Origin of the sequence: Adhaeribacter pallidiroseus (assembly GCF_003340495.1) — a bacterium.
Taxonomy (GTDB): Bacteria; Bacteroidota; Bacteroidia; order Cytophagales; family Hymenobacteraceae; genus Adhaeribacter; species Adhaeribacter pallidiroseus.
In genome coordinates this window covers 5754822-5771038 of sequence record NZ_QASA01000001.1, presented here as the reverse complement: position 1 = coordinate 5771038, position 16217 = coordinate 5754822, and the positions used below count along the sequence as shown (strand labels likewise).

Here is a 16217-nt window from a genome sequence, read left to right as displayed (position 1 = left end):
ATCAGCAAATAGGTTTTGTAGATTATAAATAAGGCATGAAACGATCTTTCAAACCAAATTAAAAAAAACTACTTATACCAAAACCATCATCAAACTACAAAGCTATAATTACTGAATCTTAGTTTTTGACAAAACAAAATCTTGAATCTATTTGCAAGCATACTATTCTAATAATATTAACACACATTCTTTTAGAATTTAATACCAAGTATTTCTGTATCAATTAAATCTAAAATTTCTGCATCTACCGTACGATCAAACTTACGGGCAAAGAGGCACTTATTTTGCTGAATAGCTCTAAGATCAGTTTTGGTAAAAATTTTATTAACCCTAGACCAATCTATATAATGTAATGTATCATTCTCCAACTTGTTAGTGTAGCTAGAATTGCCAATAATCGTTTGAAATAAAATTTCGTCCGGCACGTATACAAACCGGAAAAAGCGAAAATAGCTAGGATGCTTGCTAATAAATTGGTGAATATACTTTACATGCTCTTGGTGCAAACACCAAAATTGCGCTCCACCGTACGGGTGCAATCCACCAGGAATGGTTCTTTTATTTATTAGTTTTGATATTACTTTTTTAAAAATATTCTTTAAAATATTTCCATTTGAAGAAATAGGTAGCCAAGGTAAAATATAGTACAATTTTTGGGTGATTATATGCCAATACTCTATCCGGTTCCAGCCACCGCGTTCACCTTCCCATTCATCAAATGGAAACGGATTAAAATTAATGAAAGATTGTCCTTGGTGCTCTTGCAAAAATTGCTGTATGTACTCGTTAGTTTTAATTGGGTAATCCTGACCACTTAGCAGAATCAAATAATCAAATGCTATATGGTTATTAATTAATTCTTTTATACCCTGATAAGTAGCTTGTACAATCCCAAATCCAGCCCAAAAACAAGTAAAACGTTTTATAAAATGTACGTTTTGAAGGCATTTTAACTCATTTATAATACTTTTATAAATAGCAGGATCTACCTTCTTGTCAATATGGATTAAAAAAATTGCTGATTCTGTATGAAGCCTTTTTACTAAACGTATTAATTGCTCTGGGTACCGGTGCGCTAAGATTATATAGGCTATCTTCATCTGGCTAATTTTACTACTCGATCTAATCATGCTAATCAAACCCATGAAAGTTGACCTGCATTTCTAGTTTTATTCATGCATCTTTACGGCATTTTACTTAAATGTAAACACTTATTTTAACAAGGTTTAACTTATAAAACTAAAAAAAATACTCTTAGTCAACTAAGCCAATCTAGTTTACAAAAGTTAATGAAATATTATAAGACAATTTTTCTTCGACTTATTTACTTTTTTGTCGGAACTGTAGCCCGTATATTGCCGTACTGGATAAAGGCCCGTAGTATCCAGATTCTTCCTTCTTTGCGTAATTATCCACTAACTCCTCCTGTTAACATTAATAATTTACCTAAGAGCTTTGCCCAAAATTTTGCTACTATTATTAATATTCCTGAACGCCACATTTATTTATTGAAAAATGTAAATGTACTTGGCGCTGGGGTAATTTTTAAAAATTTGCGAATATTTATACCGAGCTTATCCTGGTTACAAGATTTTCAATCTTTTCGACAAGGGCATATACTTGTAAAACAATGGAATAAATGCGTTTCTAAAGTTGAGTCTGAACCCGTTGCCTTGGTTTATGATTATTGGGCATCAGTAAATTATTTTCATTGGATGGTAGATTCTCTACCGAGGTTATTATTAATAAAAAATGTTTATCCTAACTGTTTATTACTAGTACCTGCAGAATTGCCGGAATATATAAGGAAAACAACTTTGCTGTTTGGATTTGATAGATTATTATTATTAAAACGGTTTGATTCGTATAAGATAAAAAAATTAGTCTTTCCAGAACTAACAGCTCCTTTATCATTTCAAGATCCTAATTTAATTAACAAAGTGCGCAGTATTATTTTGACTAAGTTAAATTTGGTAAGTAAAAAACCCGTAAAGCGCATCTATGTTTCGCGTTCCCATCAATCCGTAAGACAAATAATTAACGAGAAAATTCTTATCTCGACTCTAAAAAAACACGCGTTTGAAATAATCTTTTTTGAGGAACTTACTTTTGAAGAACAAATAGCTTTAATGCTGGATACCGCCATAATCGTTTCGGTTCATGGAGCAAATCTTACCAACATCATGTTCATGAGCCCGGGTTCTGTTGTAGTTGAGCTTATGAATAAAAACTTTAACAATCCATCTTACTTTTCTTTATCGGCCGTATTGTCTTTACCTTATTATTGCATCCCATGTGATTTAGCTAATCCTTTAATTGATTCACAAGATTACGTACTTAATAATAACGCAGCTCTAATAATTGACATAAAAGAAGTGGAAAATACTCTAATAACTGCTTTAAAAGATATTTTTTAAATTTGTTTTTAAAGCTACTTGATTAATGAGAATTTATATAAACATTCACGTACCTATTCTTTCATATATGTTTCAGACATATATGAAAGCTGTAAGATTAATTTCTCATATACTTCCAAAAAGGTTTAAACATTATTTTTAAAAGCAGCTTTGCTAACCAAAATTTTCTTTGCCTTAATCCCCTGAATTTGTATTGCTTAATCGAATTAAAACTTCTCCATGCTTCTTTATAATTACCCGCCATATAATCTAACTCAAACAGAATAGAATAATGAAAGCAAATAAATACATCAATCTTATGACGGTATATTGAAGGCAAATGTGGCTGAATTATTTGGTTAAAAATTGCGAGCTGATAATTGTTGCGATATAAAGAAGCTCCCGACCAAGCTCCTCCTTTATGCACCCGGTATACAGCCATGGGTTCTTTTAAATATTTTCCCTTTCCGTGTTCCAGTAATAAGAAGTAAAATCCCATATCTACAATAGGCAAGGTGTAAAACCAGTCAGGAAGTTTATTTCCTAATATGTTTCTGCATAAAAAAGAAGGTGTATTTACCGGGTTTGTTTCGTCTAAGAAATGTTCAAAATCTAAAGTATCGTCCGTATTCCGGGGAGGATCCACAGACTCCCCGCGGGAATCATCTTTTTCGTTTATTATTGTAACTTTGTGAAAACAAAATACAATATCCGTATTTGCCTCCATAAAGTCTACCTGCTTTTGTAACTTGTACGGATCCGTCCAATAATCATCCCCGTCCAGCCAGGCTACGTACTTACCCGTGCACAAGGGGTAAGTAGCATGAAACATGGGATTACAACCTAAATTTTTTTCAGGTAAAAAAAGCTTTATTTTGTCTGGATGTTTATCTTGATAAGCTTTTACAATTTCCCGGGTTTTATCCTGAGAACAATCTTCCCCAATAATGATATCATAGTCGAAGTTTGTTTTTTGCATTAATACGCTATCAATAGCTTCTGCTATGTATTTATCATGATTATAAGTTGTTATCCAAACACTAACTAAAAGCATACTATTATCATCAACTACTAAATGCCAAATGTTTATGAGCGCTTAATTCCATAATACATGCCTTTACCAAAAAATCCTGTAGCATCGTATACAGGCTCGATATCAATATTCCGGAACGCCTGTCTATACTGCTCATCGGTCCATAGGCCCATGATATGCTTTTCTCTAAAGTTTTCTACTCCTTCAGGGCTTGCTACCAGATAATGAATATCGAAAACAGAAGTAAGAGCTTCTAATTGACTTTTATACATCCATGCAATTTTAAGGTCTGGTTGATCTACAAAATTGGCTGTAATTCTATCTACCCAGTAATTCTCGGGAAATATCCAAGGCTCCACCAGGAGTAATCCACCCGGGTTTACGTGTTCAGCCATCTGTTTTAGCGTATTATTCAGGTTTTCAATTGTGCGAACATAGGCAATAGAACTAAACAAGCAAACAACGGCATCAAAGGTTGTATCTAATTTAAAATTAGTCATGTCCCCGTGATAAAAAGGCACTTCTGGGCAGCGCTTTTGAGCAACTTCTAACAAGTTAGTATCCAGGTCTAAACCTGCTACCGTTAATTCTTCTTTTAAATATTCCAGATGTTTTCCTGTACCGCATGCTACATCCAATAAAGATTTAGCTTTAGGATTATATTGCTTAATTAGTTTGACTAATTTATCACAAGCAACTTTATAATCTTTGAAATGGTACAGAGCATCGTAATACTGCGCTGTTTTTGTAAACATTACAAAATATGATATAAATAGTAGTTTATTTTATTATTTACTATCGAGGTGATTTATAAACGTAAACAGTATATTCATACAAGCCGTATTCATGCCGAAAAACAAAATGCCGGCTTATATTTTTTTTTAAAAAAGAAGCTAAAAGATCCATTGATAGATGAAACAAGTCTTCCCGTTCCCAATCTACCTGCTTCGACATAACATTGAAAGCAATACCGCGATGAGCTTTACTAAATACTTTTAAGATTAATTGTTGAAAATAATGCCACATTGCTTCAAAAGTTAAACCACGCTTTTCGGTAAAAACACCGTTCATTACTACGTAATCACTTTCCGGCATTTTACTATCATCTATTAAAACATCCAAACAGTAAAACTGTAAATGTGGATACTTATTTTGTGCAACCTCTATGTACTTCGGGGAAATATCGAGACCATAATAGATAATTTGCGAAAAAAAGTTTTTTTGAATATAATCATACAGCTGACTGGTACCGCAACCAAAATCCAAGAGTGATATAGTACTACTCTTTCCTTCTCTAATCACATCCAACATAACTTGGTATCGAATCAGAACATCTTGCAGATTCGGCCAATCCACTCCTAAATGAGTATCCCCGTGCTTTGCTAAACAATCTTCATAATGGTTTACAATCTCTAAATATTGCTTATTATTTTCCATGCCATTTATACTTTTGTAAGTAAACCCAAATGCTATGTTTAACTTAAATAATCAGATGATTTGTGTCTTCTATTTACCTTACCGCGGTAATTATTAGAACTCCTAATTGTAATATGCACCTTTCACAGATAAATACCAGAATGAAATAAAGACAACTTTTCGCAAACCTATAATAATTTTTAAGAAGTAATTTCCATTAACCTAAAATTCATTTTACTTATATCAATCTGTTTTAAATTAAGCTACAAACATTATGGTTTACGATAGTTTGGGAAGTAACCTTCCCTGTTGGCAGAATCTACCCCTTTCTCCTGACAAAGCTGCTCGTATAAGGAATGAATGTAAATTTGTTTTAAACATTTTAAAGGCAGTGCAATTGCTCCAAATCTTTTTTTAAATTCAGAGATGGAATCATTTTCTTTCACGCCACCACCCAAGTTTAAGTACGGCACTTTTTTTAATTTTAAATAATGAATGCCATGCCATAATAAAGCCGCTGTTTTATTTTGAGCTTCCGGCATAGAAACATTAAATAAGTACTCTCCTGCATAAGCAGTATAAGCAATTACCGATACAGATTTAACTTGTCCTTTTATAACATATCCCACTAATAACACATGTTCTAAATCTAATAAATAAGAAAGCGTTGGCAGAGAAAAATTATAAGCTTGAGATGCGTTTCTTTCTTTCATGAAAGTATGATAATTAGAAAGAAAAAAATCTTTCAAGACGCTTTTATCTACCGTAAACTCATTTGAGCTATCATTATAATCTTTTAACTGCCGTTTTCTATTCTGCGATAGTTTCTGGTAAAGCTCCAGTGTACTTAATTGCAGATTTAGAACATACAATGTATTGTAATGAAAAACTTCATTTTTGGGCAAGTACGTCTCTTTTTCAAAAAGAGGATTTAATCCTATATATCCACTCACATACCCTTGCTCCTGCACAAACTTTTTCCACTGGTCTGGGAATTCTGGGACCTCCTGATTTCCTACAAACCCAGAAAACCCATAAGGCGTTACAATATCTATATATCCCTGGTAGTTACGTTCTACCAGGGGGCAGATGACCTTTATATTTACAGATTCAAACAGATAAAGGTACGTTGGTAAACCAGTAGTTAAGTGCATCCCATAGCAGCTTTCCCAGGTATGGCCAAAAGCATGGGGCACATTTTCTAATGCTTCTTTCCAACGCTGAAACGAGTATAAAGGTATTAACTCCTGCTTCACTTATCTTTCGTATTAATGAAAAGTTTCTACATTGTGTACATCTTCCAACATATATTCTTTAAAAAAATGTACTACCTGCTCGGGAGAATTATGCATCAAGACATCAATTATGGAGAGACCCGGTAAAAATTCAGCACTAAATTGAGTATAAGGTCTAAAAACAGGACGAACAAACCCTAACTTTAACTGATGTTGCTCAAAAGTTTCTTTGTCATATAATTCCTTCCCACCAATTGCATTCAAATAAACTAATGCCTTTTCTTTCAAACATATATTAATGATTCGGTGTTGAGCTTTTAGCGCATTGTTATCATAAATTGTTGAACTAGGAATAAGATGTTTATGAATTTCTAAATATTTTAAAATTTTATTTAAACTAAAATAAATTAATTTAGATATATTTTCTTCCCGCACAGAGATAATATCTACTAAAAGTGGAAATACCGTATCAAAATGATCGGCTTTCCTATAAGCACATTCCACAGTTTTGAGCAGCTTTTCTTTCCAGTTTACCTCATCTGCTATTTTTATCTCGTTAATTAACTTATTTTGAGAAGCCTTTTGTAGAGGAACCGTAAACATGGTGGCCTTCCCGTTAACCAAAATAAAATTGCGGTTGATCCAACCTTTTTTTATATATTGTACATCGTCGAATAACACGAACTTGTCTACAGCCTGTATTAGCTGAAAATATCCAACGTACGGAAATAGGTAAGGCTGCATTATAGCTATCCGCATCGTAAATTATCATTAATGATTTGCGTAATTTGCGTCACTGTCGCATACGGTAATTCATGATAAAGAGGCAAGCACAGTACGCGTTGCGAAATATCTTCAGCCACAACCATATTTTGAATCTGCAGAAAATCTAAAGTGCTAAGGGCCGGATAAAAATACCGGCGCGGAAAAATATTGTGCCTGTTGAGTGCTTCTCTTACGATTAGCATGTTGGCTTCCGTTCGAAATAGAATTGGATAATAAGCAAAGTTATATATTACGTCATTGCTTATAATGGGTCGGGTCAAGGGCAAATCTTGTAATAAACGATCATATAAGGTACTTAACTCCCGGCGTTTACGAATTATATCTCCTATCTTGGGCAATAAGCAAAGCCCCATGGCTGCATGTACTTCAGAGTTCTTACCATTTATCCCCAAACCAAAAAAATTTTCCGGACCATTATGCCCGAAATTAATCATGTAAGAAATTCTATGCGCTAATTCTTCGTCATTCGTAACAATAGCTCCGCCTTCAATAGTATGAAATAGTTTAGTGGCATGAAAACTAAGAGTAGAAATATCACCAAAGTTTAGTAGCGATTGATTTTTGTACTGTACGCCAAAAGCATGAGCCGCATCATAAATTACTTTAAGCTGGTGTTTTGCGGCAATAGCTTCTATCGTTTCCACATCACATGGATTACCATAAACGTGGGTAGCCAGAATGGCCTGGGTATGAACAGAAATTTTTTCTTCAATTAATCTCGGATTAAGGCAAAGCGTATCTGGATTAATATCCGCAAACACAGGTTTACAATCTTCCCATCCGATACTAGATGCCGTTGCTATGTAAGAAAATGGAGTTGTAATAATTTCGCCTCTGATTTCTAATGCTTTTATTGCCACCTGTAGTGCAATAGTACCATTACTTACAAAAAAGATATGTTTTACCCCTAAATATCTTTTAAGCTTCTCTTCTAATTCTAAAACTAAAGGTCCGAAGTTTGTCACCCAACCTCTTTCCCATATTCCTTTGAGCAATACGCTATACTCTTCTAAAGGCGGAAGGTAAGTTTTGGTTACATTAATTATCGGATTAGACATAAAGGAAGGTTTTCTAAATATATCATTTTTTTAAGTATATAAATACAAAATTTAATATATTTATATACATTAATTAATGCTTGCAGAGGTTAAATATAATAGGTGATTACTAATCTACTATATTGAATGCGGGTGATGAAAAAATTATGTAAGCTATCAATCATTTAAAAACATTTACTTGTTCAATCTGAAAAGGCAAAGATGGTCTTACGGCTCCAGACCATTTTCCATACCATTGTATTTCACCTCTAAAATCTTCTAAATCAAAAGATAAGCACTCCTCAAATGCAAACAGTGTAGTTGTAGTATCTTTAACAACGTATAAGGTAATATAATAAGAACCATCATTCAAAAAATTACCCGGAATATAACATTGCCCTGACACCAAGCCTTTTTGACAACTTATAACAGGCGAAGGAACATCGAATATACATTCTCCCCCATAAGAGAATAAAGCTAATTCAACACTAACCTGCACTTTGTCTTGCATATTCCAAAATTGAAATTTGACAGTAAGTGGGACTCGAATATCCAATGCATCATCTGGATTCGCAAAATGCGGGACTAGTTCTACTTGTTTAAAACGAGCCCATCTGTTACCAGGAGCATCATTTGGACTAGCCCAATACTGACTCATATTAGCTTCTTTTGTATTGGCAATATATTTATTGATTACTATTGATACATCTCCCAAAATTTTTAACTTTCCCTGATTCAGCCACAAAGCACTATTACAAATATTCTTTACTGCTTGCATATTGTGGCTGACAAACAAGATTGTTCTTCCATCTTGTTGCGAAACCTCCTGCATTTTTCCTAAACATTTTTTTTGAAAATCCGCATCTCCTACTGCCAGTACCTCATCCACAATCAATATTTCAGGTTCAAGATGAGCCGCTACTGCGAAAGCTAAACGAACGTGCATGCCACTACTATAGCGCTTAACAGGAGTATCAATATGCTGCTCTACTCCTGAAAATGAAATAATTTCATCTAACTTGCTTCTAATCTCACGTTTAGTCATGCCTAAAATGGCACCATTAAGGAAGATATTCTCCCGACCTGTTAGCTCCTGATGAAAGCCCGTACCAACTTCTAATAAACTGGCAATACGACCTTTTACTTTAATTTCGCCCAAAGTAGGAGTAGTTATTCTGGATAAGATTTTTAATAAAGTAGATTTTCCAGCTCCATTTTTTCCAATAACTCCAAGTACTTGTCCTTTTTTACTTCAAAATTTAAATTTTGCAAAGCCCAGAATTCATTATTTCTAAAATGCACAGAGCCATCTTCATCTAATTTAGCATAAGGATTTTCTTTTCCTCTAAGTTTAGCCCACCATTGGTTTAAATCGCGGCTAAGTGTTCCTGTACCAATGTTCCCCAACCGATATTTTTTACTTAAATCATCTACCTTTATTACTACTTCCGTCATACCTGTTTATTCTAAATAACATCCATAAAGCTTTTCTCCACTTTATTAAATATTAATACTCCTATTGCAAGTGTAATTATCGTAAATACTACACTATAACTAATGTACCAAGCGTTAAACTCGCCCACCCCTAATAGTGAATACCTGAAAACTTCTACGATTGGTGCTATAGGATTAGCCAAAATAAAAGTTTTATATTGGCCACTTAAAAAAGAAAGTGGATAAATAATGGGAGTGGCATACATTAAAAGCTGAACTCCAAAAGTTACTACGAACACTAAATCGCGATATTTTGTTGTCAAGGAAGATATAATTATTCCTAAGCCTAAACCTAAAGCCGCTATAATTAAAAGCAAAAAAGGAATGAAGAACACATAATAGTTAAAGTGGATATTTACTTTTAACACAAAATAGTAGTAACTGATTAGAACTATTAAGATTCCCATTTGGATTCCAAAACTAATTAGAGCTGAAAAAACACTCGATAATGGAACAATTAATCTGGGAAAATAAACTTTGCCAAAGATTCCAGCATTTGCAGCAAAAGTGTTTGATGTAGTATTAAGACAAGTAGAGAAATAATTCCAAATAACTAGGCCCGACAAATAAAATAGAGTAGAAGGAATTCCGTTCGTGGGAATTCCAGCCACTTTATCAAAAATTACAACAAACATGAATGTAGTCAATATAGGTTGAATAATAAACCAAAGTGGGCCTAGTATAGTTTGCTTGTACAAAGAGACGAAATCACGTTTAACAAACATGACTATTAAATCCCGATAACGCCAAAGATCATGTAAGTGAAGATTAAACCAAGAAGTTTTTGATTTAATTATTAAAGTCCATTCATTGGCCTTAATTGGTTGTATTTGCTGATTCATTATTAATAGACAAAACTTAATAAACAACTATAGAATAGGCAAAATATTCTTTCGAAGTTAAATTGCACAGAAAAAATCCTAGTGTATTAATAATACATGAAGTAAGATCATATATTATTAATAATAACTTGCCTCAAAGTTCCCTCTTATAACTACCTAATGATGGGTTGGGCACAAGAATTTAACTAGTTATTATAAAAATACAGTTAAAAGATGTATTCAGTTATATTACCTAACGAACTATTAAATTTCTTATCAAAAATACTGCTTTCAATTATAATAGAAATGTAATTTAAAAACCTAGGCTATAAGCATAATCTGTTCAAAACTCTCCATTATTTTTTCGATAGAAAGATGTTCTTTAGCATAAGCATGCGCATTTTCAGAAATAACTTCACTACTTTCATTAATGGCTTTTCGAATACCTTCTGCTAAAGCAATTTGATTTTCTGCTTCCACCAAAATCCCCATTTTGTATTTCCTTACCAGCGAGTGCAAGTCAGTTCCTTCGTTAGCCGTTATTACAGATAAACCACCAATAGCCAATACTGTCGAAAGTTTTGATGGCATTACTAAATCGCTGGCATTCGCTTTTTGCACTACCAGGTGTACATCGGCCATATTGAGGAATAGATTAAATTTTTCGATTGGTTGTAGCGGAAAAAAGATAACATTATCTAACTGAAGGCTTTGGGATAAATTTTCTAATTTTTCTTTGTAAGGTCCTGAACCACAAATTAAAAAACGGACTTGTTTATAAGGTTTAAACTCTTGAGCAGCATACAGAATAGCCTCAATCCCTTGCTTCTCTCCTATGGCGCCAGAATACAAAATAATCTTATCTTGTATGTTAAATCCAAATGCTTGTTTTATTGCCGCTTTATTTTGAAGAGGATAGAACTGGGAAAGATCGGTAGAGTTCAAGAATAAAAAAACGTTCTTATTCGCTTTTTGCTTAATTTTATGCACCATCCCTGCTCCCACGCTCGTAATTACATCACATTGGTTTAATATGTACTTTTCCAGTTGAAATAAAGAATCAATTACTTTTTTGATTTAATCATCTGCAAATCTCTGGCGGCTTCAATTTGTAAATCTTGAATGTGGTACAATAACTTTGCTTTTCGAGTTTTTTTGTAAATAATACCCAAACAGCCTAAAAGAAAAGCGGGAACTACCGTAATAACATAATCATATCTCCGCGACAGTAATAGCTGCAACATTTTTAATCCCGCCGATAATAAGAACGAAAAGTCCAATAGCACTCTCTTAATACCCGACGGTTTCGTTGGCACATAAATAGGACACCGGTATATCTTTATTTTGCCACCAGATGCAAAATTTTCTTCTTCTGTTTTAAACCAAAATCTATTTTTAATATAAGGTTCTTGAACTTTCCAGTAAGGATAATAGGGGTAAGTAGTAACAACGGTACAATCATATCCTTTACCAGCTAGCCAGTTGATCATTTCGCCACTGTACTTGCCTATACCAGTAAGCTCTGGAAAAAAATTATAACCTATTAAGAGTATTCTTTTCTGCATTAAAAATTAAATTAATTTTTTAGCTATAAGAACTAAAACTGTTCCACATTTAATATTTATTAACTACTTGTCTTAAATTAACATATAAAGGATATCCAATAACATAATTTATAATTCTTTTATAAACCGAATGAACTTAGTGCTTACAAAAGGCATAATAAGCCCTATTATTGCTCCTATTGCAGCCCAGATTATATCCCACCAATCAAACGACCTGTAAGGGAGTAAAAGTTGGCCTAATTCGGCTACTAATACAATAACGACTAGAACTAGCCATGATGTAAACCAACTATGCCAAGGATAGCGTACCATTGTTAACCATATTCCGGTTAAAATACCTAGAAAAACAAAGGGAACAGCTGTTCGAATGGTATCATTAGTCCTAGCATCAGCCCAGGTTGCTAACCAATCTGGTATAAACCAGTTTAACCCTAATTTAGGTTGAGGAAGCCAGCTTAGATAAAAAATAAGCGCAGTACCAAACAATGCCAGCATTAGAATTAGAATCACAATTAAACGCATTTAAATAAAAGGTATAACCTTTTCTTCATTCTCACTTCTTATTTACTCTATTTCTTGATAATTCCCGTATCTTAATTTGAATAAGAAATTCATAATAACCCATATTTGTACAGTATATCAAACCTGGAATTCCTTCTAAAAAACCAAAATTTAAGAAATAAGCGTGGAAAAATCGCAAAAAAGGCCAACCAGGTAACTTACTTAACCAAGATCTTAAAGCTTGATTCCGAACACTACCATGTCTAGCAAAAATATTTTTTATTGATTGAGGATTCTGAAGTCGGGCCACTGCTTCTAGAGTCGAATATTTATTATGCCGTTCAATCCATTGATACCATCCTTTGGAAAACCCAAAATGTAAATAAGGTTCTTTTATGTATTTAATTTGACCATCGACTTTGTCTTCCTTTTGGCCATGGCCAAAATCCGTAAATCTTGCCCTACTTTTACGCATTAATCTAAACTGCCATTTAGGAAAATTGTCACAATGCTTTAGCCATTTCCCTTCCAGCATCATTTTCCAGCAGCAATAAAAACCCGCTACTTCTATATTCGCTATGTTAATAGCTTCATACATAGCTAATTTGAACTTATCCGTCACAATTTCGTCAGCATCCAAAAAGAGAATCCAATTATGCTTTGAGCTTATATGATCAAGGGCATAATTACGTTGTTTACCAAAACTTTCAAATACATTATTCCAAACCTTAGCTTCAAACTGTTTAGCAATTTCAATGGTTTTATCGGTACTACCTGAGTCAAGAACATGAACATCATCACACCAATGTAAGGAGGTAAGGCATAGAGGTATATCTTTTTCCTCGTTCTTAGTAAGTATTATAACGGAAATCATTTATACTCTTAAAATTTATTTTTGCAGCTGGAAAAACTCAAGCTTCATTTCTTCTGTCACTCGCTCTTTAATTGGTTTGCAGGGATGCCCCGCACATACCATCCAAGCTGGCACATCTTTCGTAACAACAGAACGTGCTCCAACCACACATCCTGCACCTACTATTACCCCCGGATGTATAAATGCTTCAGTAGCAATCCAGACATGGTCACCAATATAAATTGGCTTAGTAATTAATGGAAACCCTGGCTTAGTATAATCGTGCGTGCCAGTAACTAAATGTGCCCCTTGAGAAATAACTGTTCGTCGGCCAATTGCAATTTCTCCTTGGGTATAAAGAATAGCACCGTTAGCTATGCCACATTGATCCTCTAATACCAAGTTCCATGGTGCCCAAATTTTTACTTTTGGGTAAACGTGTACACCTTGCCCCACTTTGGCACCAAAAAGCCGCAGCAGAAAAGACCGCCATCCATGCAAAGGTTTAGGAGAAAAACGAAAAAAAATCATGTACACAATTTCCCATACCATTCTTCTTATTCGATTAGTCAAAGAAAAGGATGGACCTGTGAAGGTATCAGAATTATGCATGTTATGTAAATGTTATCAATAAAATATAATGTTTATGAACTTAGAATCTTTTTAATTTTTATAAATCTATAATCAAAAAGTCATAATAGTTTATCTATTTTTTTGCTTAAAGTATAGGCAATATAGTTCTCAAATAAATCTTTATACAATTTACAACTAGCTTATAAAAGAACATAAGATTTATTATTTAAAATAATATCGTATAAGTACAGATTGAAACATTTTTTAAAAAGCAAGCAAAAATATTGATATTTGATTTATTTTATTTTTATGTAAAGCAACTATTATTTCACAAAATCATACAATTCTTAACTTGTTCTTCAACAGTTTTATTATTATTTTTTATCTTCCAAGTTCTTTTTACATTATCTAAAATTATCTTGGAGTATTCCTCTTTCCAAAAAATAGTATTGTTGTTGTGCCAAATTTCATGTCTCTGATGAACAACTTTACCTAAAAAATCCCATGGCTTAGGAGAGCCAACAAAATGCAGTATTAATTTAACAGAATCCTTTGGTTTCTCACCTTCTGGTGGCCATTCTACTTTTAGTAAAAGGGAGAGATGAGCAAAATTTCCATCACAAACAACATTTAAAAGTGTTTGGTCAACAGCTTATATGTCATTAGGGTATTTTTCTGCTATACTCTTCCATTTTAATACAATGTTTGCTTCGCACCACTTCTTTAAATTAAAAAGCACAACTCCAGCATTAAAATAAGCTTTCTCAAGAGACCAGTTTAGCTTATTTAAAAAGAAATATTTTTCTAATACCCACACCACTATAAGGCTGTACACTGCTGCTAAAATAGCATTATTAAACTCAAATTTATTTAACATTAAAACGTCTTTTAAGATTATTAGGTCAGCATCTAAATATAATGCTACATTATTCTTCACATAATGTGAATTCAAAAATCTTTCATAAGTAGTCAATCTCCGGGTAATAATCTAAAATGTCCAAATATTGCTTTTGCATCAAAATTAATGTACTTTGCATTATCCTTGAACTGATCCAATTGGAGCAATCAATTAATGTTATCTTCATCAATAATTCTAAATTCAGAACATAAAAACCAAAATTTCAATTCTTGTGTAGTAGAATAATTTCGGAATAGAGAGCTGATGTTTGCGCCTAATCCTTCTAGCCTAAAAGAGTTATCTCAAATACAATGAATGATAGTAATAATTTTAATAGCTAACTGCTTTTAACAAGCGATCAACAATTGAAATAATTTCAAAATGTTTTTCATAAGTAATTTTTGTTTTCATTATTATTTTCAACTTCTCGTCTTCTGATAACTGTTGCCAGACATTTAGTAGTGTAAAAGTTCCTGCTGGGGTATCTGTGGCAATCAAGCCAGCTCCTTCTTTTTCTATCTCCCGCCAAATATTTACCTGATTAGAAATTAATACAGGTTTACCACAGGCTAATGCTTCCACTACCGCAATACCAAAATTTTCTTGATGGCTCGGCAGAATAAAAGCTTCGCAACCATAAAAAGCCCCCCATTTGGCATCTCCGGTAAGCATTCCAGGAAAAAAAACAGCATTCTTTAATTCTGCAGATTCAGAAACTAGCTTTTGCATTTGCACCCCGTAAGGAGTTTCCAGACCAGGTCCGGCTATAACGAGTTTAGGCAGATTTTTACGTGTTATCTCTGGTATAACTGTTTCATCTACTGGCATACTCCCAACAGAGAATTTGCCGGTATTAACTTTAACCGTATTATAGATTAGCTTGGCGTAGGCAGCAATTAGTAAATCTACTCCTTTCTTCTCATGGATTCGGCTGAGAAAGAGAATATAAGGTTGATTTTGAAGTTCCGGGCATTTTGCCAAAAAACTTTGACGCATGGTCGGGGTAAACAAGGGTGGAGCCTCTACTCCCAATCCAACAACTAGCTCCCGTTTTGGTCTATATGGTCTGAATGGTTCTCGAGCCAGAATACGTTCTTCTTCGCATGTAAAAAGTAATCCGTCCGCGTCATTCACTACGTTTCCTTCTATTAATTTCCAATAAGCCCAGTTGCGGAGTGCCTTTAATTTTCTACCCGCAGCTTTTTGAAAATAAGGATCAAGCATTCCGTGAGGCATTACAAATATTTTTGGACTGATCCGCTGGTTCTTTTTTTCTGGTATTTTAATAATGCTTTCCGGATGGCATAGTTCGGATAAAGCCACAATCCATGAAGAATAATAACATTAAACCGAGAAACATTGGTGAATAGCCAGGGACTTAATGCAGAATTATAAGCCCAGGGACCTGCTGCTGGACCAATCGCATGAACTGGGAAATGATCAGCTTTAATAAATTCTACACCAGGCACATCTAAACAAACCACTTCGTTTTGTACGTTTAAATCTTCCAGCCCTTTAATTAATGTTCGTATAGCCTGACATACTCCGCCCAACTCGGGGTTCATGCTTGTGGTAACATGCAGTATTCGCGTGAGCATTTTTAAATTTT

19 protein-coding genes are annotated in these 16217 nt (G+C 33.8%); 1 reads left to right on the top strand and 18 read right to left on the bottom strand.

Annotated elements, in window-relative coordinates; genetic code table 11:
* Positions 1-191 precede the first annotated feature (191 nt).
* Entirely contained in the window at positions 192-1100 is a 909-nt protein-coding gene (locus tag AHMF7616_RS23015; protein WP_158546235.1) for a beta-1,6-N-acetylglucosaminyltransferase, read from the bottom strand.
* 300 nt (positions 1101-1400) lie between these two features.
* On the opposite strand from AHMF7616_RS23015, the gene AHMF7616_RS23010 reads away from it, so the two are divergent.
* On the top strand, positions 1401-2417 hold the full coding sequence (locus AHMF7616_RS23010) for a glycosyltransferase family 61 protein (RefSeq protein WP_233507719.1): 1017 nt from the start codon (positions 1401-1403) through the stop codon (positions 2415-2417).
* Positions 2418-2514: 97 nt separating this feature from the next.
* On the opposite strand, the gene AHMF7616_RS23005 is transcribed toward AHMF7616_RS23010, so the two are convergent.
* The 17 genes from AHMF7616_RS23005 to AHMF7616_RS27320 form a co-directional block, all read right to left on the bottom strand.
* Positions 2515-3450 carry a glycosyltransferase gene (locus tag AHMF7616_RS23005; protein ID WP_115375016.1) on the bottom strand — a complete coding sequence of 312 codons (936 nt, stop codon included), beginning with the start codon at positions 3448-3450 and terminating at the stop codon, positions 2515-2517.
* Positions 3451-3482: 32 nt separating this feature from the next.
* Positions 3483-4184, bottom strand: coding sequence for a class I SAM-dependent DNA methyltransferase (locus AHMF7616_RS23000; RefSeq protein WP_115375015.1), 702 nt, complete (start codon positions 4182-4184; stop codon positions 3483-3485).
* Positions 4185-4224: 40 nt separating this feature from the next.
* The gene (locus tag AHMF7616_RS22995) at positions 4225-4866 is read right to left on the bottom strand and encodes a class I SAM-dependent methyltransferase (RefSeq protein ID WP_115375014.1); all 642 of its coding nucleotides are present in this window, start codon (positions 4864-4866) and stop codon (positions 4225-4227) included.
* 251 nt (positions 4867-5117) lie between these two features.
* Positions 5118-6101, bottom strand: a complete 984-nt coding sequence (locus AHMF7616_RS22990) for a hypothetical protein (RefSeq protein WP_115375013.1) — start codon at positions 6099-6101, stop codon at positions 5118-5120.
* Positions 6102-6113: 12 nt separating this feature from the next.
* On the bottom strand, positions 6114-6824 hold the full coding sequence (locus AHMF7616_RS22985) for a WbqC family protein (protein ID WP_317047642.1): 711 nt from the start codon (positions 6822-6824) through the stop codon (positions 6114-6116).
* Positions 6825-6829: 5 nt separating this feature from the next.
* Positions 6830-7924 carry a DegT/DnrJ/EryC1/StrS family aminotransferase gene (locus AHMF7616_RS22980; RefSeq protein WP_233507717.1) on the bottom strand — a complete coding sequence of 365 codons (1095 nt, stop codon included), beginning with the start codon at positions 7922-7924 and terminating at the stop codon, positions 6830-6832.
* 160 nt (positions 7925-8084) lie between these two features.
* A complete protein-coding gene (locus AHMF7616_RS22975) occupies positions 8085-9128 on the bottom strand; it encodes an ABC transporter ATP-binding protein (RefSeq protein WP_317047641.1) in 1044 nt (347 codons plus the stop codon).
* A complete protein-coding gene (locus AHMF7616_RS27845; RefSeq protein WP_317047628.1) occupies positions 9092-9358 on the bottom strand; it encodes a hypothetical protein in 267 nt (88 codons plus the stop codon). The genes AHMF7616_RS22975 and AHMF7616_RS27845 overlap by 37 nt, the downstream gene beginning before the upstream one ends.
* 11 nt (positions 9359-9369) lie before the next feature.
* Complete coding sequence (locus tag AHMF7616_RS22970) at positions 9370-10239, bottom strand: ABC transporter permease (protein WP_115375011.1); 870 nt, start codon at positions 10237-10239, stop codon at positions 9370-9372.
* 300 nt (positions 10240-10539) lie between these two features.
* Entirely contained in the window at positions 10540-11211 is a 672-nt protein-coding gene (locus tag AHMF7616_RS26885) for a glycosyltransferase (RefSeq protein ID WP_233507716.1), read from the bottom strand.
* Between the two features lie 71 nt (positions 11212-11282).
* Entirely contained in the window at positions 11283-11783 is a 501-nt protein-coding gene (locus AHMF7616_RS26880) for a glycosyltransferase (RefSeq protein ID WP_199474326.1), read from the bottom strand.
* Positions 11784-11891: 108 nt separating this feature from the next.
* A complete protein-coding gene (locus AHMF7616_RS22960) occupies positions 11892-12305 on the bottom strand; it encodes a VanZ family protein (protein WP_115375010.1) in 414 nt (137 codons plus the stop codon).
* Positions 12306-12336: 31 nt separating this feature from the next.
* The gene (locus tag AHMF7616_RS22955; RefSeq protein ID WP_115375009.1) at positions 12337-13158 is read right to left on the bottom strand and encodes a glycosyltransferase family 2 protein; all 822 of its coding nucleotides are present in this window, start codon (positions 13156-13158) and stop codon (positions 12337-12339) included.
* 15 nt (positions 13159-13173) lie between these two features.
* Positions 13174-13749, bottom strand: coding sequence for a WcaF family extracellular polysaccharide biosynthesis acetyltransferase (locus AHMF7616_RS22950; RefSeq protein WP_115375008.1), 576 nt, complete (start codon positions 13747-13749; stop codon positions 13174-13176).
* A 613-nt stretch (positions 13750-14362) separates the two neighbouring features.
* On the bottom strand, positions 14363-14683 hold the full coding sequence (locus tag AHMF7616_RS22945) for a glycosyltransferase (protein WP_262511734.1): 321 nt from the start codon (positions 14681-14683) through the stop codon (positions 14363-14365).
* Between the two features lie 255 nt (positions 14684-14938).
* Complete coding sequence (locus AHMF7616_RS22940; protein ID WP_233507715.1) at positions 14939-15832, bottom strand: glycosyltransferase; 894 nt, start codon at positions 15830-15832, stop codon at positions 14939-14941.
* A gap of 11 nt (positions 15833-15843) precedes the next feature.
* Positions 15844-16173 carry a glycosyltransferase family protein gene (locus tag AHMF7616_RS27320; protein WP_233507714.1) on the bottom strand — a complete coding sequence of 110 codons (330 nt, stop codon included), beginning with the start codon at positions 16171-16173 and terminating at the stop codon, positions 15844-15846.
* Positions 16174-16217: the final 44 nt, after the last annotated feature.